The following is a 24,831-nucleotide window of genomic DNA, read 5'->3' on the forward strand; positions in this document are numbered from 1 at the left end:
CTCGTGACACCGGCACCGGAGCGGGGCCGGCGGTGCCGCCAGGCCCGGACACGACGAGAGGGCCGGATGCCTCGGCATCCGGCCCTCTCGTACGTGCGTTGCGCGACTCAGCGGACGACGACCGCCAGGACGTCGCGAGCCGACAGGACGAGGAATTCGTCGCCGCCGAACTTGACCTCGGTCCCGCCGTACTTGCTGTAGATCACGCGGTCGCCGACGGCGACGTCGAGCGGGATACGGTTGCCGTTGTCATCGATGCGGCCAGGGCCGACCGCCACGACCTCGCCCTCCTGGGGCTTCTCCTTGGCGGTGTCGGGGATGACCAGACCGCTGGACGTGGTCTGCTCGGCCTCGACCTGCTTGATGACGATGCGGTCCTCGAGCGGCTTGATGGAAACCGACACGGTCTACCTCTTCTTTCTTGAGACTAAGACTCGTTAGCACCCGCACACTGAGAGTGCTAATGGCAGTCTAGGCAACGCTCTGGCACTCTCGCAACGTGAGTGCCAAACCGGGCGAAAGACGGCCCCGCGAGAGGCTCGCACGAACTCCGGCATCGTGTATCAGGACGCCCCGCGGCAGGCTCTGCGGAATGTGGAGTCCGTCGAGAAGCACCCCCTCGCGCTGGCTCCATATCAGTGGTAGACAATCCGAAGAGGGACCCGTCCTGATCTTTGGGGGATTCGGACATGGCATTGAGCACTTATGTGCTCGCCGTCGACGTAGGGACTAGTCGTACCGCCGCATCGACCGCGCGAGTCACAGCCGTTGGGAACGTCGAGGTTGCCCGGTTCGCGCTGGGGCGCCATGCCGAGAGCGCACCGAGCGCCGTCTTCATCGGTCCGGACGAACTGCTTTTCGGCGAGGCCGCCGAAAGACGCGGTCTGGCACAGCCCGAGCGACTGGTTCGCGAGTTCAAGCGGCGTGTGGGGGACGACGTCCCCGTCGTCGTGGGCGGCCGCTCCCACCCGCCCGAGGAGCTCTTCGCCGGCATGGTCTCATGGGTCGTCGACGCGGTGGTCGAGCGCGAGGGCCGCCATCCCGAGTCGATCATCGCGACGGTCCCCGTGGCATGGGGCGACTACCGTCGCCGCCTCGTCTTCGACGCCCTCACGCGCGCGCTGTCCTGCCCGATCGAACTCATCAGCGAGCCGGTGGCCGCGGCGTGGCACTACGAGTCGACCTCCCCCCTCTCCGATGGGCAGGTGCTCGCCGTGTACGACCTGGGCGGGGGGACGTTCGACGTCGCTCTCGTCGGCAAGAACCACGACGGTGAGCTGGGTGCGATCGGCACTGCTGCGGGCATCGGCGACTTCGGCGGAGCGGACTTCGACGACCTCATTCTGCGACGCACGATCGCGGCGGCCGGCCATTCGGCCGCGGAACTCGCCGGTGCCCTCGATGCCCGAGTCGCCCTGGCCGCGCTGCGTCGCGAGTGCATCGAGGCGAAGGAGGCGCTGTCGTTCGACTCTGAGGCGGCGATCCCGGTCCTCCTCCCCGGCGGCGCGACGACGGTCCGCCTGACGCGAGCCGAGTTCGAAGAGCTGATCGAGCACGACATCGACAGAACGCTCAACGTGCTGCAGTCGACCCTCGAAAGCGCCGGCATCGGTCGTCGCCTCGAAGCCATCCTGCTGACGGGCGGTTCATCGCGCATCCCTCGCATCGCCCAACTCCTGTCTGAGCGATTCGACGCCCCGATCGCCGTCGATGCCGACCCCAAGGCGGTCGTCGCTCTCGGCGCGGCACGCGTGCTCCTCGATCACACGCTCGCTCCGCGACAGGCGGGTGAGGAAGACGCCGAGCAGAGTGGGATCGCCCTCCCGGGCGAGACGGATGCCGCGCCCGCGGCCGCATCAGCGGCGCCGACCCGGCGAGGCTGGCTTCGGCGGCTGCCCGCAACCGCAGCCGTGGCCGGCGGCGCCCTCGTGCTCGCGAGCGGGATCGTGCTCGTGAGCGCGACCACGCTGGCCAGTGGATCGCGCGCCGGCGTGACCGTGGCGCCGGCGTCCCTGACCGACTGGCTCGAGCGTGCGTTCGCCGGCGACGCTGCGACAGCGCCCGAACCGGTCGCCGGTGCCAGGCAGACCGAGACGGAGCCGACGACCCCGAGCGTCGACGCGGGCGCGCGTGATCCCGGGGGAACGGCGAGCGATCCGCGCCGGCGCGCCGCCGAGCGCGCGAATGAGGCGCGCGACCGGATGACGCCGACCTCGGGCGCTGCTGCGCCCACTCCTAGCGGAGGCACGACGCGGGCGCCCGCGTCCTCTTCGACTCCCCCGTCCGGCGGCGCGACGCCGAAGGACACCGGGACTGACGCGGGCACCGACGCGGGAACGGATCCGGGCACCGACCCCGGCACCGATCCCGGAACAGACCCAGCCACCGACCCGGGAACCGATCCGGGCACCGACCCCGGGACAGACCCAGGCACCGACCCGGGAACCGATCCGGGCACCGACCCTGCAACAGACCCAGGCACCGACTCCGGAACAGACCCAGGCACCGATCCGGGAACAGACCCAGGCACCGACCCCGGAACAGACCCAGGCACCGACCCGGGGACCGACCCGGGCACCGACCCCGGCACCGGCGAGGACCCGCCGGATGCGCCCGTCGGTGAACCGGATCCGACGCCGACCGGCACCCCGGTGCCCGAATGATGCCCGCGATGCCGAGCTTGGCCGGTGCCGAGTCCACACGTGGCGGCGTCGGGACCCTGCCCGGCTTTCCCTCGATCGATGCTCTGCGCTTTCCGGGCGAACCCGCACGAGCGGTCGTCATAGGCAGCGCCGGGTCGGGGAAGAGCACGCTTCTGCGCCATCTCGTCGCTCTGTTCGCCGGTGAGGGCACACCCGCCGTACTGCTGCGACAGAGCGGAGACATCGACGTCACGCCGGCAGGCTCCGTCCTCCTCGTCGACGACGCGCACCTTCTCGACGACACCTGGCTGCGAGTCCTGGCCGAGCGCGCCGACGAGCCCGACGCAGGGCTCATCGTGACCGCGCGCAGCTGGCCCGTCGTCCCCGGCTTCGCCGCTGTCAGCCGTCGTCTCGAGCGCAGCCGGCCCGCGATCCTGCTCGGCGAGGTGTCGAGGCACCGTCTGCGCGAGGATGCGGGACCGGCCATCGCAGGTTGCGGTGACGCCGTGCTCGCAATGACCGGAGGTATCGCATGGCTCGTCCACGAGATCCTCCGCGTGCACGACGAACGCGACTGTCACGGCGACCCGCACCACGAGGTGCTCCGCGAGACCCTCAGGCCTCGCATCCTGCACAGGCTCATGTCAGTCGCCCCGCCGGTCCGCCGGCTGATCGACGATCTGGCCCTCGGCCTCACGACGGCGCCCGACGCCGACAGGGAGTCGCTCGTGGCGGAGGGATACGCCGAAGGGCTTCTCACGGCGGCCGGCCGACCCCCGGAGCTCGTCGTCGAGACGGTGCGCGCCGTTGCGCCGGTCGCTCAGAAGATCCATGTCATCGAGGCGAGTTCGCGCGCCGAGCTGCGCGACGCGACGCTGCTGCGAAGCCTCGACGGCCTCACGGATGCGAGGGCGGCGGAGGCGCTGGCCACAAGAGCGCGATCCTTGACGAGGGAGGACCCGACCCTCGCCGACGAGCTGCTGGCGAGGGCAGAGGCCTGCGGCGCCACGCCGGAATCGCTCGCGGAGGACCGGGCCCACGTGGCGTGGCAGCTCGGCCGCCTCGACGAGGCCGGCGCGATCCTCGACGGGTGGATCCAGGCCGCCCCTCTGGGCGGGATGCGGGCGGATCTCGCGGCGGCGATCTGGGCCGACCGCGGCATGATGAGCCTCGCGCACGACACCTACCAGGCCACGGAAGGCCTCGAAGGCGCCGACCGCACCTGGGCGGGCCTCGCCGCGATCGGCGCGGGGCGCCGGCCGGGCGCCGGCGAGGCGGGGGCGCGCGACCGTGGAGCCGACCCGCCCTCGACGTTGCGCGTCGCTCTTCGCCTCCTCGATCGGGGGCTCATCGCCACGCTGTCGCCCGACGCCGACGCGTCGGCGCTTCCCGACCTCCAGCGTGCGTCCGAGCTCTACACCGCCTCCCGCGATGCGAGCGCCTCGGTCGAACTGCCAGCCGTGGTCGCGGCGGCCGCCACGATCGGCCTCGGCGACCTCAAGACGGCGGACGCCATCATCCACGAGGCGCTGCGGGGCAGGCAAGGAGGCGGTCACCGCCAACCGCGCCTCCACCTGTGGGCGGCATGGTTCGCGCTGCAGCGCGAGCGCCCTGCGGATGCCCGCGCCGCCCTCGAGCGTGCGACGTCCGGTCGCCCACTGTCGCCGCGCGACGACGCGTTCGCCGCCACCATCGCCGTGGGCCTGGCACGCCGCTACGACGACGCCGCCGAGCTCGCATCGGTATGGGAATCCGCACGAACGCGCGTGCTGCGCGTCGAGCCCGATCTCTACTCGCTCCTGTCGCTCGGAGAAGCCGTCATCGCCTCGGCCCGCCTCGGCGATGCCGTCTCGATGCAGGCGGCCTTCGACCACGGCCTGCGGATCGTGGCGCAGCTGGGCGATCCACCCGCGTGGGCGGCGCCATTGCACTGGGCAGGCATCCAGCGCGGCATCCTGCTCAGCCGGCCCGAGGCGCTGGCGCCGCATGCGCGCGCTCTCGTCGCGGCGGCTGCGCACAATCGGCTCGCCGCCCGCATGGCGCAGGCAGGACGCGTGTGGACCTTGGTGCTCGCGGGCACCGTGGACCCCGACGCCGTCGAGACGGCCGCGCGAGCGCTCGGCTCGGTGGGGCTCGCGTGGGACGGAGCGCGGCTGGCCGGCCACGGCGCGGGGCGCTCGGTCGACCGCAAGGTGATCGCCCGTCTCCTCGCCTGCGCGCGGGAGCTGCACCCGCGCGAGACCCCGCGTGCGGCCGATCTCGGATCCGCCGGGGCTCCGGCATCCGACCCGTCCTCCGAGTGCGTGCTCAGCGACCGCGAGCGCGAAGTCGCCGAGCTCGTCCTCCAGGGCAAGACCTATGCCGAGATCGGTGCGGCGATCTTCATCTCGCCCCGCACCGCCGAGCACCACATCGCACACATACGTCGGCGTCTGGACGCCACATCGCGCTCCGACCTCCTGTCGAAGCTGCGCGTCGCGATCGAGGGGACTGCCACGCAGCTCGCCACAGACGCCGATCGAAGGGGCCCGCACAAGACCCCGCACCGCCCCCCATCGAGCATCGGGGCAACCCCCGATGCTCGATGGGGTGCCACTTCCTAATCTGAATCCACAGACGTCGAGTCTCATCGCGGAGGTATCGGGAATGAGCACCCCTCTGGCGACAATCGCCAACTCGATCATCGAGTTCATACTGAGTCTGCTGCGCGATCCGGCCGCCATGGCTGCACTGAAAGAGGATCCCGAGGGCACACTGGCGCGCAACAGGATGGAAGGTCTGTGCGCCGATGATGTCCGCGCTGTCGCTCCGGTCATCTACGACCGTCCGGATGTCGTGCCCAAAGCGCATCACACCCCGCCGCCACCGTCCGACAACGACGTCGTCAACGAGATCACGCGCATCACCAGCAACTGGACGTGGGTCGACAGCAGGGCGACGATCGTCGACCAGTCGGTCAACCAGAACATCTGGACCGAGGGCGGGGACGTGACACAGGAGTTCGACCAGAGCGCCGGCGTCGCATCCGGCGACGGCTCGGTCGCCTCCGGCGACGACACCACCGGCGTCGGCGCGCCCGATGACACCCCGCCCGACGAGACGCCTGACGACGGCGTCCCCGATCTTCCCGACCTGCCCGGGCTCGGCGATGACACCGACGACGGCGACGGAACCGGCGAGCCCGGGCAGGCCGATGAGGTCTCGGCTGCGGAGGAGGAGACGCCGGCGCCGACAGGTCAGCTCGACACCGGAGAGCCCGGCGCGTCGCAGCCAGCGGCCGACGCCGTCCCGGTGGTCGAGGCGGCGATCACGGACGCCGAAGCCCCGGCCTCCGAGTCTGCGGCCGCGCCCGCCTACACAGAGCCGGTCGCGGACGTCGACGAATCGGTGTGGAGCGAGCCCGAGACCCACGTCGTGGAAGAGGTCGCGTACCCGGAAGAGCTCGCAGAGGAACAGTAGGAGACGGTGACCGATCCGTCCGAGCAGGCGCGCCCGCCCGCGGTGGTCCCGCAGCGTCCCTCCGGTGCGCGGGAGACCTCGAAGGGGCCTCCGCAGCGCCCGCCCTTGCAGAATCCCAACACCGCCCCGGTGCTGACCAGGCTGACGCCCCCGTTCTCGATCCGGACGGCTCAGTTCTTCTGGATCCTCAGCTTCGCGATCGGCGGCTTCGCCGTCGTCTACTTCTTCGTGATCCGCAAGAACCAGGTTCCGCTCATCTCCGACGCGGTGCGCGCCGTCGATCCTGGACGCGCGGACGAGACCTACACCGCGGCCGCCGACATCATCTACTGGTCGGTCTTCGGTCTCCTGGTGGCAGTGCTGCTCGTGCAGATCACGCTCCTGGTGTCGTTCATGGCGCGACGGCCGAAGATCCGCTGGTGGCAGCTGCTCACCTGGGCCCTCCAGGTGGTGACGCTCGGCCTCTCGCTCGAGCTCGTGCTCACCGGCGAGCCCGCGCAACCGCTGCGCACGGTGCTCGCCGCCCAATGCGCTCTGGTACTGCTGGGCCTCATCTCGAGCGTGATGCCGAAAGCAATCGCCTGGTCAGCCCGGCAGCACGATGTCGTTCGACATCAGCGGGACGACGCGGCGCGGTCGCTCTGAGGCGATCTGCTCCAGACTGCGGATCACAGTGTTGCACAGGCTCACCGCACCACGCTCGGTGAGCGGCGACTCGGCGATTCCACGCCAGCGAGCGAGCAGTTCGTCCACCCGCTGCTGCATCACGGCGCCGTCCGTGTTCTCCTCCACGCCCAGTCGCGCCGCCGCCGACGCGCCCGCGCCTCCGACGATCCGCTCGGCATCGGCCAGCTGCTCCTCGGGCAGGGAGTATCCGCCGGCGCGGGTTCGCGACAGCGCGGCGAGCTCTCGCAACGAGTGCGTCGTCGCTGAGATGCGCTCGATCTCGGCCAGCAGCGCCTCGCTCCCAGGCCGCGGCCGCTCGCGCAGCACCTGGTCGAGCCCGGGAAGCACTCCGTAGACCTTGAGCGTGTCGGCGCGGGCACGGAAGTGATCGCGCACAAGAGCCTGCAGGGCCGTGAGACCGCTCTGCTGAAGCAGACCCTCGGCCAGCTCGGTGGAGGTGACGATGCCGCCGCGGATCAGCGCCGCGGCAAGACGCACGCCGAACAGTCCGAAGCGGGTGAGCAGCGCCCGCCGCGTGCTCTGACTGAGCGGCCCCTCCGCCGAAGGGCGGGCGAACCGATCCGCCGAGACCAGCATCCGCTCGCGCACGGCGCGGTCGAGTTCCGCGATCTGGCGGAGCGCGCGGAACTCGTCTTCGCGGAGCGTCCGCGCCGTCTCGGCGAGCAGCCCCGCGACCGGGATGACGTCCAGCACCAGCGCATGCAGGTCGCCGTCCTCGGAGTATCGACGTGCGACCTTCGCGGCCGAGAGCAGCGAGTCGATGCGCGCCGAGCCGATCTCGTCCGCGCGGGAGAGGACGGCGACGGCGTTCACGGTGAGAGTTCCGACGGCCGCCACATCGCGGAACGACTCCAGGAACTGGCGATCCGACGATCGCAGGTGCCTCATCAGATAGATCACGGCATCAGCCGCGGACGCGCTGCTCTTCTGGGTGAGGAAGCCGGTGGCCCGATCAGACACCTCCTGCGAGAGCGATGCGATGCCCGGGGTGTCGATCAGGACGAGCGAGCGCAGACTCTCGGAAGGCCAGCCGACGTCGATCCATGCCACGTCCGCCGCCGACGCGGCCCCGAGGTCGAACACCACGCAGCCGTCTTCCCGGCGGAAGCGCAGACTGCGTGGCGGGCCCTCGTGCGGATGAAGCGTGATCGTGGGGGTGTCCGACCGGCGATACCACGTGACGACACGGGTGCACTCCCCCGCATCGGTCGCGGCGATCGACTCGCCCAGCAGAGCGTTCAACAGCGTGGACTTGCCGGCTTTGACCATACCTGCCAGCGCGATGCGCAGCGGTCCCTCGAGCCGTCGGTCGTAGGCCCGGATGAGGGCGGATGTCGCCTCGTCGTCCTCGTAGAGCGCGAGCGCCCGCCGCGCGACCGCACGTGCGTCGGCGAGTGCCGGCTCCCTCATGGCTGCGCTCCGTTCATCCTGCGATCGCCGCTTGCTCCGGTCCGGTCGCCCGCTCCGGCGCACGCGGCGCGGTGATCTGGGAGCGCAGCTCCTCCAGCTGGCGCAGGCGACTGCGCAGCAGCCTGACCCGCTCCTCGCGCTTGCCGCTTTCGACACCGGCGGCCTGCTTGGCTGCGGTGACCGCCTCGGCGAACGAGCGGTGCAGCTCGTCGGCCAATGCACCGAAGTGGTCGCGTGCCGTGCGCTGCACGAGCCGCAGCCGATCCTTGAGCTGTTTGCCCGACTGGAAGATGACCTCGTCGATATGGCGACGCACGATGTTCTTCGCCTCCTGCTGGCGGCGCAGCAGTCGGGCGTTCATGTCTTCGCGGTAGGCGCGGCGTCCGACGATCACGCCGGCCAGCAGCGACAGCGGATTGATGAGAGGGAGCCCGATCAGACCGGTCGCGAGCCCGACCATGAGCACGCCGCCGTAAGAACCGCGCACGCCGATGAAGATCTTCTCCGCTGCACTCATCCGTCCCTCGTCGAGGCGGCCTATCGCGTCGACCGGGTCGAGCACGCCCGTCGCGTCGGCAACGTCGATCGCAGGGATCGACTGCTCCCCCTCCAGGAAGAGCTCGGCGACCTGTTCCGACAGCCAGCGCGCGCGTTCATCCGTCCACACGAACGTCTCGGCGACGGCGTCCGAGATCCGCTGGTTCATCCACTCGGTGATCTGATCCCAGATGGGACCGGGATCGCCGTCGTCGATGGATGCCTCGGCCTCGCGCTGCACCTTGCGCAGCCTGTCGCGCAGATCGTGCTCCATGTCGGAGATCAGGTCTGCCACGCCGTCCGTGAGCGTCACCTGCCAGCGCGATGATCTCCCGCGGAACTCATCGGCGCGCGCCTTCGCGTCCTCGAGCCGCTGGATGAGCCGCGGCGTGTTGTTGGGATCGACGAGAGCGCTGAGCTCGGATCGGAACGCCATGGTGAGCTGGTCGACGACCGACCCGAGATCGTGCATGGCGCTGCGCTCATGGATCTGTTCCGCACGCTCGAGGATGTGCCGTCGCAGGTGCGCGACGAGAGCGGGGAAGCCCGATTCCTCGTTGAGCTCGGCATCGCGGTTCTCAGCCGCCAGAAGCCGCAGATCGCTCGAGACGGCGAAGATCGGGATGTCGCCGATCTTCGCCAGATGACGGCGGTCGATGTCCTCGATCTCGCGCCAGTCGGGGTAGAGGTCGGTCTTGGCCAGGACGGCGGCCACATTCGGCGAGACGCGCATCGCATGACGCAGGAACTGCATCTCGGGCGCGGTGTACTCCTGCGACGCGTCCGACACGAGGATCACGGCGTGCGCGGTCGACAGCGCCGAGAGGGTGAGGAGCGCGCTGCGCGAATCGAGACCACCGACTCCGGGCGAGTCGACCAGTCGCAGCCCGCCGCGCAGGATCTCACGCGGGAGCAGCACCTCGGCCGAGACGATCCGCCGGACGTTGTCGGGGTTCCCTTTCGCCGAGACGTACTCGGCCAGCTCGTCCAGGCCGATCTGCTCGCGCACCGGCACGACATCGGTCCCGGTCTCGGGCTGCACCAGAATCGTCGCCGACGGCTCCGCAGCGTAGCCCACCGTCGTGGGCACGGTTGTGGCGACGTCGTCGTCGACCGGACACGCAGGGGCGTTGACGAGGGCATTGACGAGCTTGCTCTTGCCCTGCTTGAACTCGCCCACGACGATGACCCGCACATGCGGGTCGCGCAGCCGCTCCCGCGTCTGCCCGAGTCGCCTCACCAGATCGCGGCGGCCGGCCTGGACCGCGGCGTCGCCGACCTGCCCCACGAGCTCGAGGAGAGCGCCGTCCGATGCGGGCGGAATGCCGACGGCCGCGGCATCGGTCGTGCCGGTCGTATCGTTGCGATCCGTCAACGGCTGCAGCTCCCTTGATCACTCGACGATGCGGGTCAGGTGGGTCAGACCGGGAAGTCCAGCGTCGGACCGGGTGCGGTGCCCAGATCGTAAGGATCCGACGCGACGCCACCCCAGAGGGCATCGGCGTCGACATCCCAATCGGATGCGGCCACGTTCTGGATCTCGTCGGTGAAGGCGTTCGCGAAGAGGTCGCCGTCGCCTTCGGCGACAGTGCCGCCGAAGGTGTCGTCCCCGTCCGACGGGGACACCAGGTCGTCGACGCCGCCTGGGGCGAACGCGCTGCCGTCGGCCCCGCTCGCCGGCGGCGCGTCCGTGACGCCGTCGCGGTCGTCGCTGTCGCTCATCGCCCTCTCCTCACCCGAGGATCCGTGGCCTGTCGCCCTTCAGTATCGCAGCCGGGGTTTCGTGCCGGCACCGGTGTGTGTGCGCCCGGCCGCTCGAGGCGATCGGGCGCACACGCATCCCCCAGTCAGAAGAGATCGACCTCGTTCTGCTCGGCACCGGGGCTGTTCACGATGCCGTCGTTCTCGAGTTCGACGTCGATGTCGGTCTCGTACTCGTTGAACGAGTCGTCGAGGTCGACATCCGTGGAGTTGTCCTGGAACGAATCCTCGACCTCCACATCGGTGTTCGTGGAGTTGTCCTCGTTGAACGCGTCGTCGATCTCGGTGTCGATGTCCCAGTTCGTCGAGCTGTCTGTGTTGAACGCGTCCTCCAGCTCGACATCGATCTCGGTGTCGGTCTCGGTGGAGTTGTCCTGGAACGAGTCCCTGATCGAGACCGAGTTGTCTTGGAACGAGTCCTCGATGTCGACGTCCCAGTTCGTCGAGTTGTCGATGTCGACGTCGTCGCCGGCCGCGATCGCGCCGTCGCCCGAGGCCACGCCGCCCTGCTGCCCGAAGACCTGCGACACGCCCCCCGAGCCGTTCGCCCAGATGTTCTGGTTCACCGACTGGTCGAACATCGTCGAGCGGTTGTCGATCGTGAGCCCACCCGCCGCGGCGGCGCCACCGGCGCCTCCCGTGCCGCCGAGGTCACGGAAGCCCGTCTGGTACTGCCGCACGCCGGTCGTGATGGAGTGATCGTTCAGCGTCTGCTCGTTGAACGAGTCGGTGATGTCGACGTCGGTGTCCCAGTTGTTCGAGTGGTCGTCGTTGAAGGAGTCCTCGATGTCGACCTCCACGTCGGTGTTGGTCGAATTGTCGTTGTGGGAGTCCTCCGTCTCGGTCGAGTTGTCGGAGTTGTCGTTGAACGAGTCCTCGGTCTCGGTCGAGTTGTCGGAGTTGTCGTTGAACGAGTCCTCCGTCTCGGTCGAGTTGTCGGAGTTGTCGTTGAACGAGTCCTCGGTCTCGGTCGAGTTGTCGTTGAGCGAGTCCGCCAGATCGACGTTGGTCTGAAGACCCAGCAGGTTGGTGTTGTCGTCGGCCATGATGATCTTCTTTCTTGAACGGGTGCCAGTCGGCTCGTATTGGAAGTCTGCTGAGGCCCGCGCACGTCGGCATCGGGAGCTGCCCCCGCACTCCCTACGGCCACGACAGGGGACCGATAGGGGGTCCGCGGCGGGGGTGCGGAGCGACGGCCATAGGCTGGGCCGGTGGAGATGGCCGAATTGACAGCGCTGCTCACGCCCGAGGGGCTGCGCCTTCTCGATGCCACCCCGCCGATCGAATCGGCCGACGACGTGGCGCGCGCCGTGTCTCGCCTACGCAAGGACGGCCACTCCCCCGACCTCGTGTCGGCCGTCGTCGGTCAGGCTCGGCTGCGCACTCGGGCGCGCGCCAAGTTCGGGGATCTCGCCGAGCGGATGCTGTTCACGCGCGCCGGTCTCGAGCAGGCCACGCGTCTGCCGATCGCCGCCCGCCACGCCGCGCGGTTCCGCGACGCCGGATTCGAGCGGGTGGCCGACCTCGGCTGCGGCATCGGCGGCGACGCGCTCGGACTCGCCGGCCTGGGTCTGCGCGTCCTCGCCGTGGACGCCGACGACGTGACGGCCGCGATCGCCGCGTACAACCTCGCCCCGTTCGGGGGCGACGTCGAGGTGCGCCACGCGACGGCCGAGGCATCCGATCTGTCGCATGTCGACGCCGTGTGGCTCGACCCGGCACGCCGCACGGCCGGCCACGGCGAGACGACCCGCACGCGGCCCGAGGACTGGTCACCGCCGCTCGACTGGGTGTTCGAGCTCGCAGCACGCATGCCGGTCGGCGTGAAGCTCGGCCCGGCGCTCGACCGCGACCTCATCCCCGACGACGTCGAGGCGCAGTGGGTGAGCGCCGACGGCTCAACGGTCGAACTCGTGCTGTGGTCGGGCGCGCTCGCGCGCGAAGGCGTCCATCGCGCCGCCCTCGTGATCCGCGATGGCGCCGCCCACGAACTCACGTCGGCGACGGATGCCGCGGACGAGCCGGTGCGCGAGCTCGGAGCCTACCTGCACGAGCCCGACGGTGCGGTGATCCGCGCGCGGCTGATCGGCGACGTCGCGCGCTCGCTCGAGGCGGGCATGCTCGACGAGCACATCGCCTACCTGACCTCGGACGCCGCGCTCACGTCCGCCTTCGTCGCGTCGTTCCGCGTGCGGGAAGTGCTGCCCGCCGACGTCAAGGCGCTCGGCAAGGCGCTGCGCGAGCGCGGCATCGGACGCCTCGAGATCAAGAAGCGGGGAGTGGATGTCGACCCCGCCGCGCTGCGGACCCGTCTGAAGCTGCGTGGCTCGGAGTCCGCAACCCTGTTCCTCACCCGCATCGGCTCACGCCGCACCGCGATCCTCGCCGACCGGATCTGAACTCTTCAGCCGACGAGTCCGGCCCGCCAGCCCGCGTACAGCAGCCAGCCCGCGCTGTACAGGATCGACACCGTGCCGATCGCGATCGCCCACACTGCCATGGAGCGGCTCTCGAGCGGGCGACGCAGGGCCAGGATCGCCGAGACGACCGCGACGATCCCGATCGGGAAGCCCCAGCCGACGAACAGCGACACCGCGAGCCCGACGATCGCGAACGCCAGCGCCCAGCCCGCGAGGCCCCGATGGAGACCGGATGCCTCCGCCCCGGTCCACGGCTCCGGCGACGACGGATCCTCGGTGCCCGGTTCGGCCGGCGCCGACTGGACCGTCACCGGGACCGGCGCCGTCGGCAGTCGGCGGAATCCGCCGCGGTGCGCGCCGGGCAGCGGCGACGCATCCTGCGCGAGCGCGATCTCGGGCGAGGGTCCCTCCACGACGGGCGTCGGCGCCACCGGCGAGGTGGGCTCGGGTGCGCTCGGCGCTGCGTCGCCGGGGGCAACCGCGTGGTCTCTCGGCCTCGGGTCCTCGGGGCCGGCGCCGGGGCGCGGCATCCGCTCGTCGTCCGTCATGCCGACTCCGCCACCTGGATCTCGGTCACGGGAAGCGTCGAATCCGCGCCGAACTCGAGCGTCGACGGCGGACGCCCCGACATGATGAGCTCCGAGGCCAGCGCCGCGATCATCGCGCCGTTGTCGGTGCACAGCGAGAGCGGCGGGATGCGCACGCTCACTCCCTCGGCCGCCGCGCGCTCGAGCGCGACGTCGCGCAGGCGCCGGTTCGCGATCACCCCGCCGCCGAGCAGCAGGCGCGGGACGCCGTGGTCGCGGCACGCCGCGAGCGCCTTGGTCACGAGCACGTCGACGACCGCCTCGCGGAAGCTCGCCGCGACATCGGCCACGGGCACCGGCTCCCCCGCCGCCTGCCGCTGCTCGGTCCAGCGGGCGACGGCGGTCTTCAGGCCGGAGAACGAGAAGTCGTAGCGGTGCTTGGGCATGTCGCTCGCGCGCGACAGCCCGCGCGGGAACGGGATCGCGTGCGGATCGCCGGATGCCGCGGCCCTGTCGATCTCGGGACCCCCGGGATAGGGCAGCCCGAGCAGACGCGCGACCTTGTCGAAGGCCTCGCCGGCAGCGTCGTCCATCGTCTCGCCGAGCAGCTCGACGTCGGTCGTGAGATCGCGCACGAGCAGCAGCGAGGTGTGACCGCCGCTCACGAGCAGCGCGACCGTGGGGTACTCGAGCGGCGGTGCATCCCCGTCGAGGATGTCGGCGGCGATGTGGCCCACGAGGTGGTTGACGGCGTACAGCGGCTTCTCGAGCGACACCGCGAGCGCCTTCGCCGCTCCGACGCCCACCATGAGGGCGCCCGCGAGTCCGGGCCCGCTCGTCACCGCGACGGCGTCGATGTCGGCGAGCTCGACGTCCGACTCGGCGAGCGCGGCGCGGATCGCCGGCTCGAGCGCCTCGAGGTGCGCGCGCGCCGCGACCTCGGGCACCACGCCGCCGTATCTGGCGTGCTCGTCCATCGAGCTGGCGATCGTGTTCGACAGCAGCGTGCGCCCGCGCACGACGCCGATGCCGGTCTCGTCGCAGCTCGTCTCGATGCCCAGCACGAGGGGCTCGGCGCGGTTCATGTGCACCACCCCCGTGCGGAACTCCCGAGATCCTCCCCGGCAGAAACCGACGGCTCCCCGTGCGGGGTGGAGCAGTTCTTCAGGAGTTGTGCGCGCCGCGCCGGCGGAAGACGGGTGCGCCGCAGCCCACCCGCGGAGATCGAGCCTCATGACCACGGCGTCGACGTCGTCGGGCTGGTAGTACCGCGGCTTGCGCCCGATCTCGAGGAAACCCTCCGAGAGGTACAGCGCCCGCGCGACGGGGTTGTCGGCGCGGACCTCCAGGAACACCTGGGCGATCCGGCGGCGCGCCGCTTCCTCCAGCAGCGCCCGCAGCAGCGCCCGCCCCCGGCCGCGGCCCCGCGCCGCCTCGGCGAGCGCGATCGTCTGGACGTCGGCATCCGTCGCGTTCTTCACGGCGCGGAGCCCGGCGTACCCGACGATCCGCCCCGCCTCCTCGTCGACGACGTACCAGCCGTGCGGAGACGAGAGCTCCTCGCGCATCATGGCGTCCGACCAGGCGTCGGTCGGGAACGAGGCGCGCTCGAGTCGCATGATCGCCGCGAGGTCATCGGGCGTCGCCGTGCGCAGGGTCATGCGACGACCCGCTTCGGCGCGGACGGCAGCGTGACGTCGGGCGATCGCAGGTACAGCGCCTCGACGGGACCGATCGTGCGTCGGGCGGCGAGAGCCCTGGCCGCGACGAGCGCGAGCATCGTGGCGGGGATGCGCTCGGCATCCCGCCGCACCACGCCTGCATCGGCGAGGAGCCGGTCGAGGTCGTCGCGGGGCGCGAGTGCGGGCTCGGCGATGCGGATCGGCAGCCCGTCATCGTCGAGTCCCCGGTACAACGTGTATGCGAACTCGCGGCGGCGCGCGTCGGTGACCACCGCGAAAGCCTTGTCGTCGGCGTCCTCGTAGCCTCCGGTGAGGGCGTCATGGATCAGCAGCTCGAGGGCGACGGCGTCGTGGCTCACGACGGGCACGAGGGGCACACCGCGCCCGAGCGCGAACGCCCGCGCGGCCGCGATGCCGACGCGCAGCCCGGTGAAGGGGCCGGGACCCATTCCGGCGGCCACGTGCGTGACGCCGGCAGGGGCGACGGATGCCTCGTCCAGCGCCCGCTCGATGAGCGTGCCCACCACCTCGGCGTGCCCGCGGGGATCGGGGCTCTCGACCTGCGACCGGACGACGCCGTCCGGCTCGACCACCGCCACCGCGGAGCCGAGCGACGTGTCGATGCCCAGGATCACGCCTTCCAGCGTAACCGCGGCCGGGCTTCACCCTCCCCGCGTGCCTCGACCACCGTCTGAACGCGGTGTCACATCGGGCGCGGGCAGGGATCCCGCGGCCGTGACCACGCTGCCGCGCGATCGAGGCGGAGCCGTGGCCCGGCCGGTGCCGCGGGCGACCGAATCACGCGGGCGACCGAATCACGCGGGCGACCGAATCACGCGGGCGACGGAAGCACGCGGCGACGGATGCCGCGGCTACGGGCGCCGCGAGACGGTCACGAGCCGCGGAGCCGCGGCGTCGAGCTCGGCCTCATGCGCGACGCCTTCGCACGCGTCGTCCTGCCCGTGCCCGTGCCACTCCCGCTCGATCTCGAGCTCCCACCACGTGTCGCGGATGCCGTCGACCATCCCGCGCCCCCACTCGACGATCACGACGGAGCCCTCGAAGTCGATGTCGAGGTCGTCGAGCTCGGCCGGCGACCCCAGGCGGTACGCATCCACGTGCACGAGCGGCGCGCCGCCGACGAGCGACGGGTGGGTGCGGGCGAGGACGAACGTCGGGCTCTGGACGGGTCCGCGCACGCCGAGACCCTGCCCGATGCCGCGGGTGAGGGTGGTCTTGCCCGCGCCGAGCGGTCCGGTGAGCACCACGAGGTCGCCCGGCCGCAGCATCCGCCCGATCTCCTCCCCCAGCGCCTCCATGTCGGCGGGCGACACGATCTCGCGCTGCCCGAGGATCGGGTCGAGCCCGCTCACTGCGACACCTGCCTGCGGGGAACGCGGGGGCCGACGCGCGTGACGATCTCGTAGTTGATGGTGCCCGCGGCATCCGCCCACTCCGTCGCGGCCGGTGCGCCGAGCGTGGGGTCGCCGAACAGCACGACCTCGTCGCCGACCGAGACCGCCGCGTCTCCGACGTCGACGACGAACTGGTCCATCGCGATGCGGCCCGCCACCGTGAAGCGCCGGCCGGCGATCGTCACCGGCCCGACGCCGGACGCCTGCCGGGGCACGCCGTCGGCGTATCCCAGCGGCACCAGCGCGAGCGTGGTGTCGCGGTCGGTGCGGTAGTCGTAGCCGTACGACACGCCCTTGCCCGCGGGGACGCGGCGCACCGCGGCGACCGCGCCGCGCAGCGTCATGGCGGGGCGGAGGCCCAGATCGGCCGACGAGCGGTCGGCGAACGGAGAGAGCCCGTAGATCCCGATCCCGATGCGCACGCAGCCGAGCCGCGACTCGGGCAGGTCGATGGCCGCGTGCGTCGCGGCGACGTGCCGCAGGGGAGGCGCCAGGCCGAGCGACGCGGCGAGGCCGACCCCCTCCTCGAACGCGCGGAGCGCCGCGCGATCCTCGTCGGCCGACGCGTTGGAGAGATGGCTGAAGAGCGCGACGACACGCAGGCGTCCGATTCGCTCGAGCCGGGCCGCCTCGGCGAACACCACGCGGTAGTCCTCGGGCGGGATGCCGTTGCGCGACAGCCCCGTCTCGAGCTTCAGGTGCACCGCGACGGGGCGGTCGCCGGATGCCGCGGCCGCCGCCTTCTGCAGCTGATCGAGGTTCGAGATGCCGAGCTCGATCCCGTGGGCCGCGGCCTCGCTGAAGACGGCATCGGGTGCGTGCAGCCACGCGACGATCGGCGCGTCGATGCCGGCGCGTCGCAGGACGAGGGCCTCGGCGATGTCCGAGACGCCGATGCGCGTCGCACCGCCCGCGAGAGCCGCCGCCGCGGAGCGGACGGCGCCGTGGCCGTACCCGTCGGCCTTGACCACCGCGATCACCTCGGACTCGGTGAGGCGCCGCAGATGCCGCACGTTGTCTTCGATCGCGCCGACGTCGACGAGCGCCTCCCGCAGCACGCCGCCCGGCAGGCGGCTCATGCGCGGCCTCCTTCGCCGTTCGCCTCGGCGATGACGTATGCGGCGGCCAGCCCTGCGTCGTGCGACAGCGACAGGTGCACGACAGTGATCCCGCGCTCGGCGACGGCGGCCGACGTCGAGCCGGTCAGCAGGAAATGCGGGGCACCGGATGCCGCGGACGCGATCTCGATCTCCGTCCAGTGCACGCCCTCCGAGCCGCCGAGCGCCTTGATGAGCGCCTCCTTGGCGGCGTAGCGCGCCGCGAGCGAGTGCGGCTTGAGCTGGCGCTCAGCGTCGGAGAACAGTCGCTCGAGCAGCCGCGGGGTGCGCTCGATCGTGCGCTCGAAGCGAGCGATGTCGACGAGGTCGACGCCGATCCCGACGATCATGTGGTCCTCCTGGATGCCGCCGACGCGGCATCCGTCACGATATCGCGCCTATTCCACCGTGACGGACTTCGCGAGGTTGCGAGGCTGGTCGACGTCGAGGCCCTTGGCCGTCGCGAGGCCCATCGCGAAGATGTGCAGCGGCACGACGGCGAGGAGCGGCTCGAAGAACGGCCCCGCGAGCGGGATGCGCAGCACCTCGTCGGCCTTCGGCAGCACTGCGGCGTCGCCCTCCTCGGCGATCGCGATGACGCGTGCGCCACGCGCCCGGATCTCTTCGATCGACGAGATGACCTTCTTGTGCATCTCGGCCGACTCGCGCGGCGACGGCACGATGACGAACACCGGCTGGCCGGGTTCGATGAGGGCGATGGGGCCGTGCTTGAGCTCGCCCGCGGCGAAGCCCTCGGCGTGGATGTAGGCGAGCTCCTTGAGCTTGAGGGCACCCTCGAGCGCGATCGGGAAGCCGACATGACGGCCGAGGAACAGCACCGAGCGGGTGTCGGCCATCCAGTGAGCGAACTGCTCGATGCGCGGCTGCTCGCGCTCCAGGATCTGCGAGATCTTGCCGGGCACGGCCTCGAGCTCCCGGACGTGCGCGGCGGCATCCGCCGGCGACACCGCGCCGCGCACGCGGCCGATGTGCAGGCCCATCAGGTACAGCGCGGTGATCTGCGCGACGAACGCCTTCGTCGAGGCAACCGCCACCTCGGGTCCCGCGTGCGTGTAGACGATCGCGTCGGACTCCCGCGGGATGGTCGCGCCCTGGGTGTTGCAGATCGACAGGGTCTTGGCGCCGCGCTCGCGCGCGTACTTCACGGCCATGAGCGTGTCCATGGTCTCGCCGGACTGACTGATCGACACGACCAGCGTGTCGGGCCCGATGACCGGGTCGCGGTAGCGGAACTCGTGCGCCAGCTCGACGTCGACGGGGATACGCGTCCACTGCTCGATCGCGTACTTGCCGACCTGGCCGGCGTACGCGGCCGTGCCGCACGCGATCACGACGATGCGCGAGACGCCGGTGAACAGCTCGTCCATGCCGTCGAGCTCGGGGATCACGACCTCGCCGTCGCGGATGCGGCCGCGCAGCGTGTTGGCGACGGCCTCGGGCTCCTCCGAGACCTCCTTCGCCATGAACGACGACCAGCCGCCCTTCTCGGCGGCCGAGGCATCCCACGTCACCTCGAACGGCTCGACCTCGACCGGGTTGCCGTCGAAGTCCGTGACTTCGACGCCCGACGGCGTGATCGCGACGATCTGGTCCTGGCCGATCGCGAGCGCGTTGCGCGTGTGCTCGACGAAGGCTGCGACATCGGAGCCCAGGAAGTTCTCGCCCTCGCCGAGGCCGATGACGAGGGGCGAGTTGCGGCGCGCGCCGACGACGAGGCCCGGCTGCTCCTCGTGCATCGCGAGAAGCGTGAAGGCGCCCTCGAGCCGTGCGACCACGTGGCGGAACGCGGCGACGAGGTCGCCGGTGCGGCGGTACTCGCGCCCGAGGAGAACGGCGGCGACCTCGGTGTCGGTCTCGCTGCGGAACGTGAATCCCTCCGCGAGGAGCTCGGCCTTCAGCTCGGAGAAGTTCTCGATGATGCCGTTGTGGATGACGGCGAGCTTGTCGTCGTCGGCGAGGTGCGGGTGCGCGTTACCGTCGGTCGGTCCGCCGTGCGTCGCCCAGCGCGTGTGGCCGATGCCGGTCGTGCCGTCGGCGAGCGGGTGCGCCGCGAGGTCGTCGCGCAGGACGCTGAGCTTGCCGGCGCGCTTGCGCATCCCCAGACCCCCGTCGCCGTCGATGACGGCGATGCCCGCGGAGTCGTAGCCGCGGTACTCGAGGCGCGAGAGACCCGACACAAGGATGGCCTGGCTCTGCCGCGGGCCCACGTATCCGACGATTCCACACATGGGCTCAATGGTAAGCCGGGGGTTTTGCGAGGACTCTGAACGAACGACGGATGCCGGAGGCCACGGCCCCGGGTGGGTCTCCCCCGCCTCCGCTTCAACAGGTCAACCACGCTTGCACAGGAGCACGAACGTCCAAGGCTCCTGTGCAGGCGCGGTTGACATGTTGGAGGAATGCGACGGACGCCGCAGACGGGGCCGTGCGAGACCGTCAGAGCTTGCGGAGCAGCACCGTCTCGACTGTGTGGTCGGCGGCCTTCTGCAGCACGAGGTTCGCGCGATGGCGCGTGGGGAGCACGTTCTCCTCGAGGTTGGGGAGATTGATCGTGTTCCAGAAGTGCAGCGCCCGCTCGACCGCCTCGTCGTCGGTGAGCTCGGCGAACACATTGAAGAACGAGTTCGGGTTGCTGAACGCCGCCCGGCGGAGGGCGAGGAAGCGGTCGACGTACCACTGGGCGATGTGGTCGGCATCCGCATCGACGAAGACGGAGAAGTCGAACAGGTCGCTCACCGCCACGTCGTTCGGCGTGGGGGGTGGCTGGAGCACGTTGAGGCCCTCGACGATGACGATGTCGGGCCGGCGCACGGTGACGACCGCGTCGGGCACGATGTCGTACCGCATGTGCGAGTAGAACGGCGCGCGCACTTCGGGTGCGCCACTCTTGACCTCGGTGAGGAACGACACCAGCGCCCGGCGGTCGTACGACTCGGGGAAACCCTTGCGCTCCATGAGCCCGCGCCGCTCCAGCTCGGCGTTCGGGTACAGGAATCCGTCCGTGGTCACGAGCTCGACCCGGGGCGTCCCGGGCCAGCGGCTCGTGAGCTCACGCAGGAGGCGGGCGATCGTCGACTTCCCGACGGCCACCGAGCCCGCGACGCCGACGATGAACGGCGTCGTCGAATCGGACTCGCCGAGGAAGGCCGACTCCTCCGCCCCGAGCCGCTTGGTCGACTCGGCGTACAGCGACAGCAGGCGCGACAGCGGGACGTAGACCTGTTCGACCTCGGCCATGTCGAGGCGGTCGCCGAGCCCCCGGATCTGCACGATCTCGGTCTCGCTCAGGGGCTGGGTCATACCCGCTGCCAGCCGCGCCCAGTCCGCCCGGTCGATCTCGCGGTACAGCGAGAGCACGGGTGCGAGCGTGGCGGCATCGTCGGCGGCGAACATCGCGCCCATCCTATGCGGTCGGGATGCAGGGGTCGTCCTGCGGCATCAGGCCGCGTCGGCACGCGGCATCCCTCTCGGCACTTACGCCCGCGCCGCAACGACGTCGGGCCCGCCTCCGTTGTGGGAGGCGGGCCCGGTGCCATGCGAGTCAGCTCGCGTCGGGTGTGTGGTCGTGGCCGTGGTAGCCGCCGCCACCGCTCGCCCACGTGCCCTCGGGGCCGGCGGGCTCGGGCAGCAGCAGGCCGCCCGGCACGTCGACGCCCACCACGCCGTTCACCAGCTCGGTCGAGTAGCCGTACGCGAGCACCGCCAGCGCGATGGCGTCGGCGTTGACCTCGAGCGCCTCCATGCTGATGTTGTCGATGTCGTCGCACGCCTGGTGGTAGCACGGGTCGAGCCACTCGCCCGCGGTGCCGCCCCAGATCGCCGCCTGCTCAGCGGTCTTCTCGTCCTCGGCGCCGGTGAAGAGGCCACCCGCCGGAATGCCGGCGAGGATGAACGCCTCGTAGTCGCTGCGCCCGCTGAACTCTGCGTCGTCGTACGGCACGCCGGCGCTCGTGAAGTAGCTCTCGAACAGGTCCTCGATCTCGATGGAGCCCTCGGGCACGACGACCGGTGCCTCCCAGGTCGACTCGTCACCGTCGTAGATCATGAAGATGTAGTTCGGCGACGCGACCATGTCGAAGTTGAGGTAGAGCGCGATGCGCTGCCGCTCCGCCTCGCTGAGCCCGGCCACGTAGGCGGCAGACCCGAGAAGACCCTCCTCCTCGGCGCCCCACCACGCGAAGCGCACAGTGTTCTGCGGCTTCACCTTGCTCATGCTCTCGGCGATGTCGAGCAGGGCCGCCGAGCCGGAGCCGTTGTCGTTGATGCCGGGGCCTTCGGGGACCGAGTCCAGGTGCGCGCCGGCCATGACCACGTTGTCGGGGTTGCGGCCGGGCAGCTCGGCGATCACGTTCTTCTGCGGGTGGTTCTCGAACACGAGGCTGACCGTCGCCGTCGATCCCGGCTGCGCCAGCGAGACGCCGCCCTGGAACGACGTCGAGACGACGGGGATGTCGAGCGCGGTCGGGTTGGCCCCGATCAGCGTCACGTTCGTCATCGGATCCATGCGATCCGGCGCGTTGCCCTGGTTCATGATCACGACCGCTTCGGCGCCCGCGTTCTGCGCGTTGCGCGCCTTGACTCCGAACTCGCAGAAGCCGCGCTGGATGAGCGCGATGTCGGTCGAGCCCGAGAAGTCCAGCCCGGCGAAGTCGGCGGCCTCGCAGCCGCTCGTGCTCGTCGCCGGAGCCGCGAGTGCCAGGTCGACCGGGACGACGTTGCCCGTCACCGTGCCGGCCGCGGCACCCTCGGAGAAGTAGCCCGCGGGGTGCGCGACGTCCACCGGGGTGAGCTGGTGCACGGTGGGGATCGACAGGAAGTAGTCGAACTCGTCGATGGAGACATCCCACCCGGCGGCCTCGAGCGTTTCGACGACGTAGTCGACGCTCGCCTCGTAGCCGGAGGTGTTGGCGGCCCGGTTGCCGTCGTTCTCGTCGGCGATCTGCTGGAACGCCTGCAGGTGCTCGAGCGCGCCCTCGGCGCTCACGCACTCGAGGAGTTTCGCGACGGTGTTGTTGTTCCTCGTGTCACACGCGACTCCGGGAGCGGCGCTCGCGGCTGTCATCGGCGCGAGCGCGAGCGCCAGGGCGGTGGCCCCTGCTGCGGTCAGGCCCACGGCGCGGCGCGCCGAGGTGCGGGATCTGTTCATGTTCTCTCCTTGACGTTCGGCGACCATCGTCGGCCGCCGTGTGCGCGGACGCCCTCGTCGGCGCCCACCTTCAGGAACGGGCGCCGGATCAGCGCCCTGGCGCCGAGGCTAGACCGAGCGTGGGACGCGCGATAGGGGCGGCATCCGCTTCTCATCGTGCGCTCATCCGAGACGGCGCCGGATCGGCCGCTAGCCTTGCACCGTGCGCCTCGGAGTCCTCGACATCGGCTCGAACACCGTCCACCTGCTCGTCGCCGATGTCCGCCCGGGTGGCCGGCCGCTGGCAACAACGAGCAAGCGCACGGTGCTGCGCCTCATGCGCTACCTCGACGACGGCGGCGCGATCAGCGAAGCCGGCGTGACCGCGCTCGTCGACGCCGTGGCCGAGGCGCGCCGCGTCGCCGACGCCGAGCACGTCGACGAGCTCCTCGCGACCGCGACCTCGGCCGTGCGGGAGGCCGCGAACGGTCCGGAGGTGATCTCGCTCATCGAGAAGGCCCTCGGCCAGCCGCTGCAGGTGCTCGGGGGCGAGACCGAGGCGCGCTACACGTTCCTCGCGGTGCGGCGCTGGTTCGGATGGGCCGCCGGCCAGATCCTGCTCTTCGACATCGGCGGCGGCTCCCTCGAGCTCGCGGCAGGGCCCGACGAACTGCCCGAGGCTGCGGCATCCGTCCCCCTCGGCGCCGGCCGCATGACGATCCAGTTCCTTCCCCACGACCCGCCGGGCGAGGAGGCCGTGGAACGGTTGCGTGCCCACGCGCGTGCGACGCTCGCGCCGATCGCCGAGTCGTTCGGGGCGCTGGCGCGGCCCGACCACGTCGTCGGCTCGTCCAAGGCGATCCGGTCGCTCGCGAAGCTCGTGGGCTATCCCGTGCCGGGATGGTCGGGGATCGAACGGATGCTGCTGCCGCGCGCCGCGCTGAGCTCGTGGATCCCGCGGCTCGCGCGCATCCCCGCGTCCGCGCGACAGGAGCTGCCGGGGATCACGCCGGACCGCACGTTCCAGATCGTCGCGGGCGCCGTCGTGCTGCACGAGGCGATGCGCGCGCTCGACGTCGACGAGCTGGAGGTGTCGCCGTGGGCGCTGCGCGAGGGCGTGCTCCTGCGCTATATCGAGGAGCTGGGCTGGTAGCGCGGTCGCGCGCCGCGGCTAGCCGTCGCGTCGCTCGGTGAACGCGATGTAGATGCCGTACACCGCGACTCCCGCGAGGTGCCATTCCGTCGGCGCCTCGGGCCCCAGAGCGATCGTGCGCGGGGTTCCCGCCAGCGACGGGTTGATGCGACTGTGGTCGCTCATGCCCTCGATCGTGGCCATGACGGCGACAGCCAGATCGCGCTCGGTGAGCCCGTCGCGCATTCGAAGTCCGAACGCGTCGTTGAGCCCGCGGTAGATCTCGGCCATGCGGTCGAGGTACCGGCCCTCGAGCTCCGACAGCAGCCCGCGGATCTCCTCGCCTCCCGGCACGGCGTCGCCGCTCGCGAGCGCGGCCGACATCGTCCGGTAGGCCCGCCACGCGATGGTCTTCTCGACGGCGACCATGTTGTGCGCGACGGCGACGCGGATGGCCTCACGGAAGACCGCCTGCCGGCCCTCCGACGTGCGCATCGCCTCGGCGTTCTCGGCGAGCGCCTCCTGGAGGAACCCGCGCGTCTCGTCGTCGAACCCCGTGTCGAAGCCGGGATCGGCCTCGAAGAGCGCCCGGACCAGGTCCGCGACGAAGGCGACCCGATCGGGCCAGATCCGGAACACCGTCGAACGCGGCACTCCGGAGGCCCGGATCAGGTCCTCGAGCTCGATGTTGGCGTAGTCGAGCAGGAGCCCCTCCGCCTTGACCCGCTCGACCGCCGTCTCCAGCATCAGGGCACGAGTCTGACCCGAGGGTCGCCGTGGGCGCGAGGCTGGAAGGGGCATCCCACGATTATCCGCCGCCCACCGCTGTCCGTCGACGGGCGCGAAGTCGCGGTGCCGGGTCCCCAGAACCCGGCACCGACCAGACCCGCCGATGGCGCGGAGCGCCACGGATCTG

The 24,831-nt window shown here is 71.0% G+C and carries 21 protein-coding genes and 1 pseudogene; 6 read left to right on the forward strand and 16 right to left on the reverse strand.

Annotated features, from left to right (window positions below):
• Window positions 1-107 precede the first annotated feature (107 nt).
• The gene (gene groES, locus AC3ANN_RS13240) at window positions 108-404 is read right to left on the reverse strand and encodes a co-chaperone GroES (protein ID WP_045275440.1); all 297 of its coding nucleotides are present in this window, start codon (window positions 402-404) and stop codon (window positions 108-110) included.
• A 285-nt stretch (window positions 405-689) separates the two neighbouring features.
• Here groES and AC3ANN_RS13245 point away from each other — a divergent pair, with 285 nt between their 5' ends.
• The 4 genes from AC3ANN_RS13245 to AC3ANN_RS13260 are packed head-to-tail and all read left to right on the forward strand — an operon-like array spanning window position 690 to window position 6,746.
• Window positions 690-2,663 (forward strand): Hsp70 family protein, encoded by a 1,974-nt coding sequence (locus AC3ANN_RS13245; protein WP_488337861.1) that lies wholly within the window; start codon window positions 690-692, stop codon window positions 2,661-2,663.
• 8 nt (window positions 2,664-2,671) lie between these two features.
• Entirely contained in the window at window positions 2,672-5,245 is a 2,574-nt protein-coding gene (locus AC3ANN_RS13250) for a LuxR C-terminal-related transcriptional regulator (RefSeq protein ID WP_488337862.1), read from the forward strand.
• A 43-nt stretch (window positions 5,246-5,288) separates the two neighbouring features.
• On the forward strand, window positions 5,289-6,101 hold the full coding sequence (locus AC3ANN_RS13255; protein ID WP_488337863.1) for an IniB N-terminal domain-containing protein: 813 nt from the start codon (window positions 5,289-5,291) through the stop codon (window positions 6,099-6,101).
• A gap of 6 nt (window positions 6,102-6,107) precedes the next feature.
• Window positions 6,108-6,746: a hypothetical protein gene (locus AC3ANN_RS13260; protein WP_488337864.1), complete on the forward strand. Its 639-nt coding sequence runs from the start codon at window positions 6,108-6,110 to the stop codon at window positions 6,744-6,746.
• Here the strand turns inward: AC3ANN_RS13260 and AC3ANN_RS13265 are convergent.
• The 4 genes from AC3ANN_RS13265 to AC3ANN_RS13280 form a co-directional block, all read right to left on the reverse strand.
• A complete protein-coding gene (locus AC3ANN_RS13265; RefSeq protein ID WP_488337865.1) occupies window positions 6,687-8,198 on the reverse strand; it encodes a dynamin family protein in 1,512 nt (503 codons plus the stop codon). The two genes, AC3ANN_RS13260 and AC3ANN_RS13265, sit on opposite strands and share 60 nt — an antisense overlap.
• A gap of 13 nt (window positions 8,199-8,211) precedes the next feature.
• Window positions 8,212-10,110 carry a dynamin family protein gene (locus tag AC3ANN_RS13270; RefSeq protein WP_488337866.1) on the reverse strand — a complete coding sequence of 633 codons (1,899 nt, stop codon included), beginning with the start codon at window positions 10,108-10,110 and terminating at the stop codon, window positions 8,212-8,214.
• A gap of 44 nt (window positions 10,111-10,154) precedes the next feature.
• The gene (locus AC3ANN_RS13275; protein ID WP_488337867.1) at window positions 10,155-10,457 is read right to left on the reverse strand and encodes a hypothetical protein; all 303 of its coding nucleotides are present in this window, start codon (window positions 10,455-10,457) and stop codon (window positions 10,155-10,157) included.
• A 125-nt stretch (window positions 10,458-10,582) separates the two neighbouring features.
• A complete protein-coding gene (locus AC3ANN_RS13280; RefSeq protein WP_488337868.1) occupies window positions 10,583-11,542 on the reverse strand; it encodes a hypothetical protein in 960 nt (319 codons plus the stop codon).
• 165 nt (window positions 11,543-11,707) lie between these two features.
• On the opposite strand from AC3ANN_RS13280, the gene AC3ANN_RS13285 reads away from it, so the two are divergent.
• Window positions 11,708-12,895: a THUMP-like domain-containing protein gene (locus AC3ANN_RS13285; protein WP_488337869.1), complete on the forward strand. Its 1,188-nt coding sequence runs from the start codon at window positions 11,708-11,710 to the stop codon at window positions 12,893-12,895.
• A gap of 5 nt (window positions 12,896-12,900) precedes the next feature.
• Here the strand turns inward: AC3ANN_RS13285 and AC3ANN_RS13290 are convergent, their stop codons facing one another.
• From AC3ANN_RS13290 to AC3ANN_RS13335, 10 genes and pseudogenes are all read right to left on the reverse strand, one after another.
• Window positions 12,901-13,464, reverse strand: coding sequence for a hypothetical protein (locus tag AC3ANN_RS13290; RefSeq protein WP_488337870.1), 564 nt, complete (start codon window positions 13,462-13,464; stop codon window positions 12,901-12,903).
• On the reverse strand, window positions 13,461-14,528 hold the full coding sequence (tsaD, locus tag AC3ANN_RS13295) for a tRNA (adenosine(37)-N6)-threonylcarbamoyltransferase complex transferase subunit TsaD (RefSeq protein WP_488340841.1): 1,068 nt from the start codon (window positions 14,526-14,528) through the stop codon (window positions 13,461-13,463). The genes AC3ANN_RS13290 and tsaD overlap by 4 nt, the downstream gene beginning before the upstream one ends.
• Window positions 14,529-14,687: 159 nt before the next feature.
• Window positions 14,688-15,104, reverse strand: a pseudogene (rimI, locus tag AC3ANN_RS13300) (ribosomal protein S18-alanine N-acetyltransferase); the annotation flags it as partial.
• Window positions 15,101-15,760 carry a tRNA (adenosine(37)-N6)-threonylcarbamoyltransferase complex dimerization subunit type 1 TsaB gene (gene tsaB / locus AC3ANN_RS13305; protein WP_488337871.1) on the reverse strand — a complete coding sequence of 220 codons (660 nt, stop codon included), beginning with the start codon at window positions 15,758-15,760 and terminating at the stop codon, window positions 15,101-15,103. The gene tsaB and the pseudogene rimI, both read right to left, overlap by 4 nt.
• Window positions 15,761-15,997: 237 nt before the next feature.
• On the reverse strand, window positions 15,998-16,444 hold the full coding sequence (gene tsaE / locus AC3ANN_RS13310; RefSeq protein WP_488340842.1) for a tRNA (adenosine(37)-N6)-threonylcarbamoyltransferase complex ATPase subunit type 1 TsaE: 447 nt from the start codon (window positions 16,442-16,444) through the stop codon (window positions 15,998-16,000).
• 50 nt (window positions 16,445-16,494) lie between these two features.
• Window positions 16,495-17,619 carry an alanine racemase gene (alr, locus tag AC3ANN_RS13315; RefSeq protein ID WP_488337872.1) on the reverse strand — a complete coding sequence of 375 codons (1,125 nt, stop codon included), beginning with the start codon at window positions 17,617-17,619 and terminating at the stop codon, window positions 16,495-16,497.
• Window positions 17,616-17,987, reverse strand: a complete 372-nt coding sequence (locus tag AC3ANN_RS13320) for a holo-ACP synthase (RefSeq protein WP_488337873.1) — start codon at window positions 17,985-17,987, stop codon at window positions 17,616-17,618. Before AC3ANN_RS13320 ends, alr begins: the two co-directional genes overlap by 4 nt.
• A gap of 48 nt (window positions 17,988-18,035) precedes the next feature.
• Window positions 18,036-19,886 (reverse strand): glutamine--fructose-6-phosphate transaminase (isomerizing), encoded by a 1,851-nt coding sequence (gene glmS / locus AC3ANN_RS13325; protein ID WP_488337874.1) that lies wholly within the window; start codon window positions 19,884-19,886, stop codon window positions 18,036-18,038.
• A gap of 208 nt (window positions 19,887-20,094) precedes the next feature.
• Window positions 20,095-21,051 (reverse strand): type I pantothenate kinase, encoded by a 957-nt coding sequence (gene coaA, locus AC3ANN_RS13330; protein ID WP_488337875.1) that lies wholly within the window; start codon window positions 21,049-21,051, stop codon window positions 20,095-20,097.
• A 148-nt stretch (window positions 21,052-21,199) separates the two neighbouring features.
• Complete coding sequence (locus AC3ANN_RS13335; RefSeq protein WP_488337876.1) at window positions 21,200-22,804, reverse strand: M28 family metallopeptidase; 1,605 nt, start codon at window positions 22,802-22,804, stop codon at window positions 21,200-21,202.
• Window positions 22,805-23,006: 202 nt separating this feature from the next.
• Between AC3ANN_RS13335 and AC3ANN_RS13340 the strand changes: the two genes are divergently transcribed.
• Window positions 23,007-23,936, forward strand: a complete 930-nt coding sequence (locus tag AC3ANN_RS13340; RefSeq protein ID WP_488337877.1) for a Ppx/GppA phosphatase family protein — start codon at window positions 23,007-23,009, stop codon at window positions 23,934-23,936.
• An 18-nt stretch (window positions 23,937-23,954) separates the two neighbouring features.
• Here the strand turns inward: AC3ANN_RS13340 and AC3ANN_RS13345 are convergent, their stop codons facing one another.
• Window positions 23,955-24,662 carry a hypothetical protein gene (locus AC3ANN_RS13345; RefSeq protein WP_488337878.1) on the reverse strand — a complete coding sequence of 236 codons (708 nt, stop codon included), beginning with the start codon at window positions 24,660-24,662 and terminating at the stop codon, window positions 23,955-23,957.
• Between the last annotated feature and the right edge of the window lie 169 nt (window positions 24,663-24,831).

This window comes from Microbacterium sp. STRO-2N, from assembly GCF_057747775.1.

Coding starts and splice junctions, on each gene's coding strand:
- alr (WP_488337872.1), bottom strand. CDS start 17,619: ATGAGCCGCCTGCCGGGCGGCGTGCTGCGGGAGGCGCTCGTCGACGTC.
- tsaD (WP_488340841.1), bottom strand. CDS start 14,528: ATGAACCGCGCCGAGCCCCTCGTGCTGGGCATCGAGACGAGCTGCGAC.
- AC3ANN_RS13250 (WP_488337862.1), top strand. CDS start 2,672: ATGCCGAGCTTGGCCGGTGCCGAGTCCACACGTGGCGGCGTCGGGACC.
- glmS (WP_488337874.1), bottom strand. CDS start 19,886: ATGTGTGGAATCGTCGGATACGTGGGCCCGCGGCAGAGCCAGGCCATC.
- AC3ANN_RS13335 (WP_488337876.1), bottom strand. CDS start 22,804: ATGAACAGATCCCGCACCTCGGCGCGCCGCGCCGTGGGCCTGACCGCA.
- AC3ANN_RS13255 (WP_488337863.1), top strand. CDS start 5,289: ATGAGCACCCCTCTGGCGACAATCGCCAACTCGATCATCGAGTTCATA.
- coaA (WP_488337875.1), bottom strand. CDS start 21,051: ATGTTCGCCGCCGACGATGCCGCCACGCTCGCACCCGTGCTCTCGCTG.
- AC3ANN_RS13280 (WP_488337868.1), bottom strand. CDS start 11,542: ATGGCCGACGACAACACCAACCTGCTGGGTCTTCAGACCAACGTCGAT.
- AC3ANN_RS13265 (WP_488337865.1), bottom strand. CDS start 8,198: ATGAGGGAGCCGGCACTCGCCGACGCACGTGCGGTCGCGCGGCGGGCG.
- AC3ANN_RS13320 (WP_488337873.1), bottom strand. CDS start 17,987: ATGATCGTCGGGATCGGCGTCGACCTCGTCGACATCGCTCGCTTCGAG.
- tsaE (WP_488340842.1), bottom strand. CDS start 16,444: ATGGAGGCGCTGGGGGAGGAGATCGGGCGGATGCTGCGGCCGGGCGAC.
- AC3ANN_RS13290 (WP_488337870.1), bottom strand. CDS start 13,464: ATGACGGACGACGAGCGGATGCCGCGCCCCGGCGCCGGCCCCGAGGAC.
- AC3ANN_RS13245 (WP_488337861.1), top strand. CDS start 690: ATGGCATTGAGCACTTATGTGCTCGCCGTCGACGTAGGGACTAGTCGT.
- AC3ANN_RS13345 (WP_488337878.1), bottom strand. CDS start 24,662: ATGCTGGAGACGGCGGTCGAGCGGGTCAAGGCGGAGGGGCTCCTGCTC.
- AC3ANN_RS13275 (WP_488337867.1), bottom strand. CDS start 10,457: ATGAGCGACAGCGACGACCGCGACGGCGTCACGGACGCGCCGCCGGCG.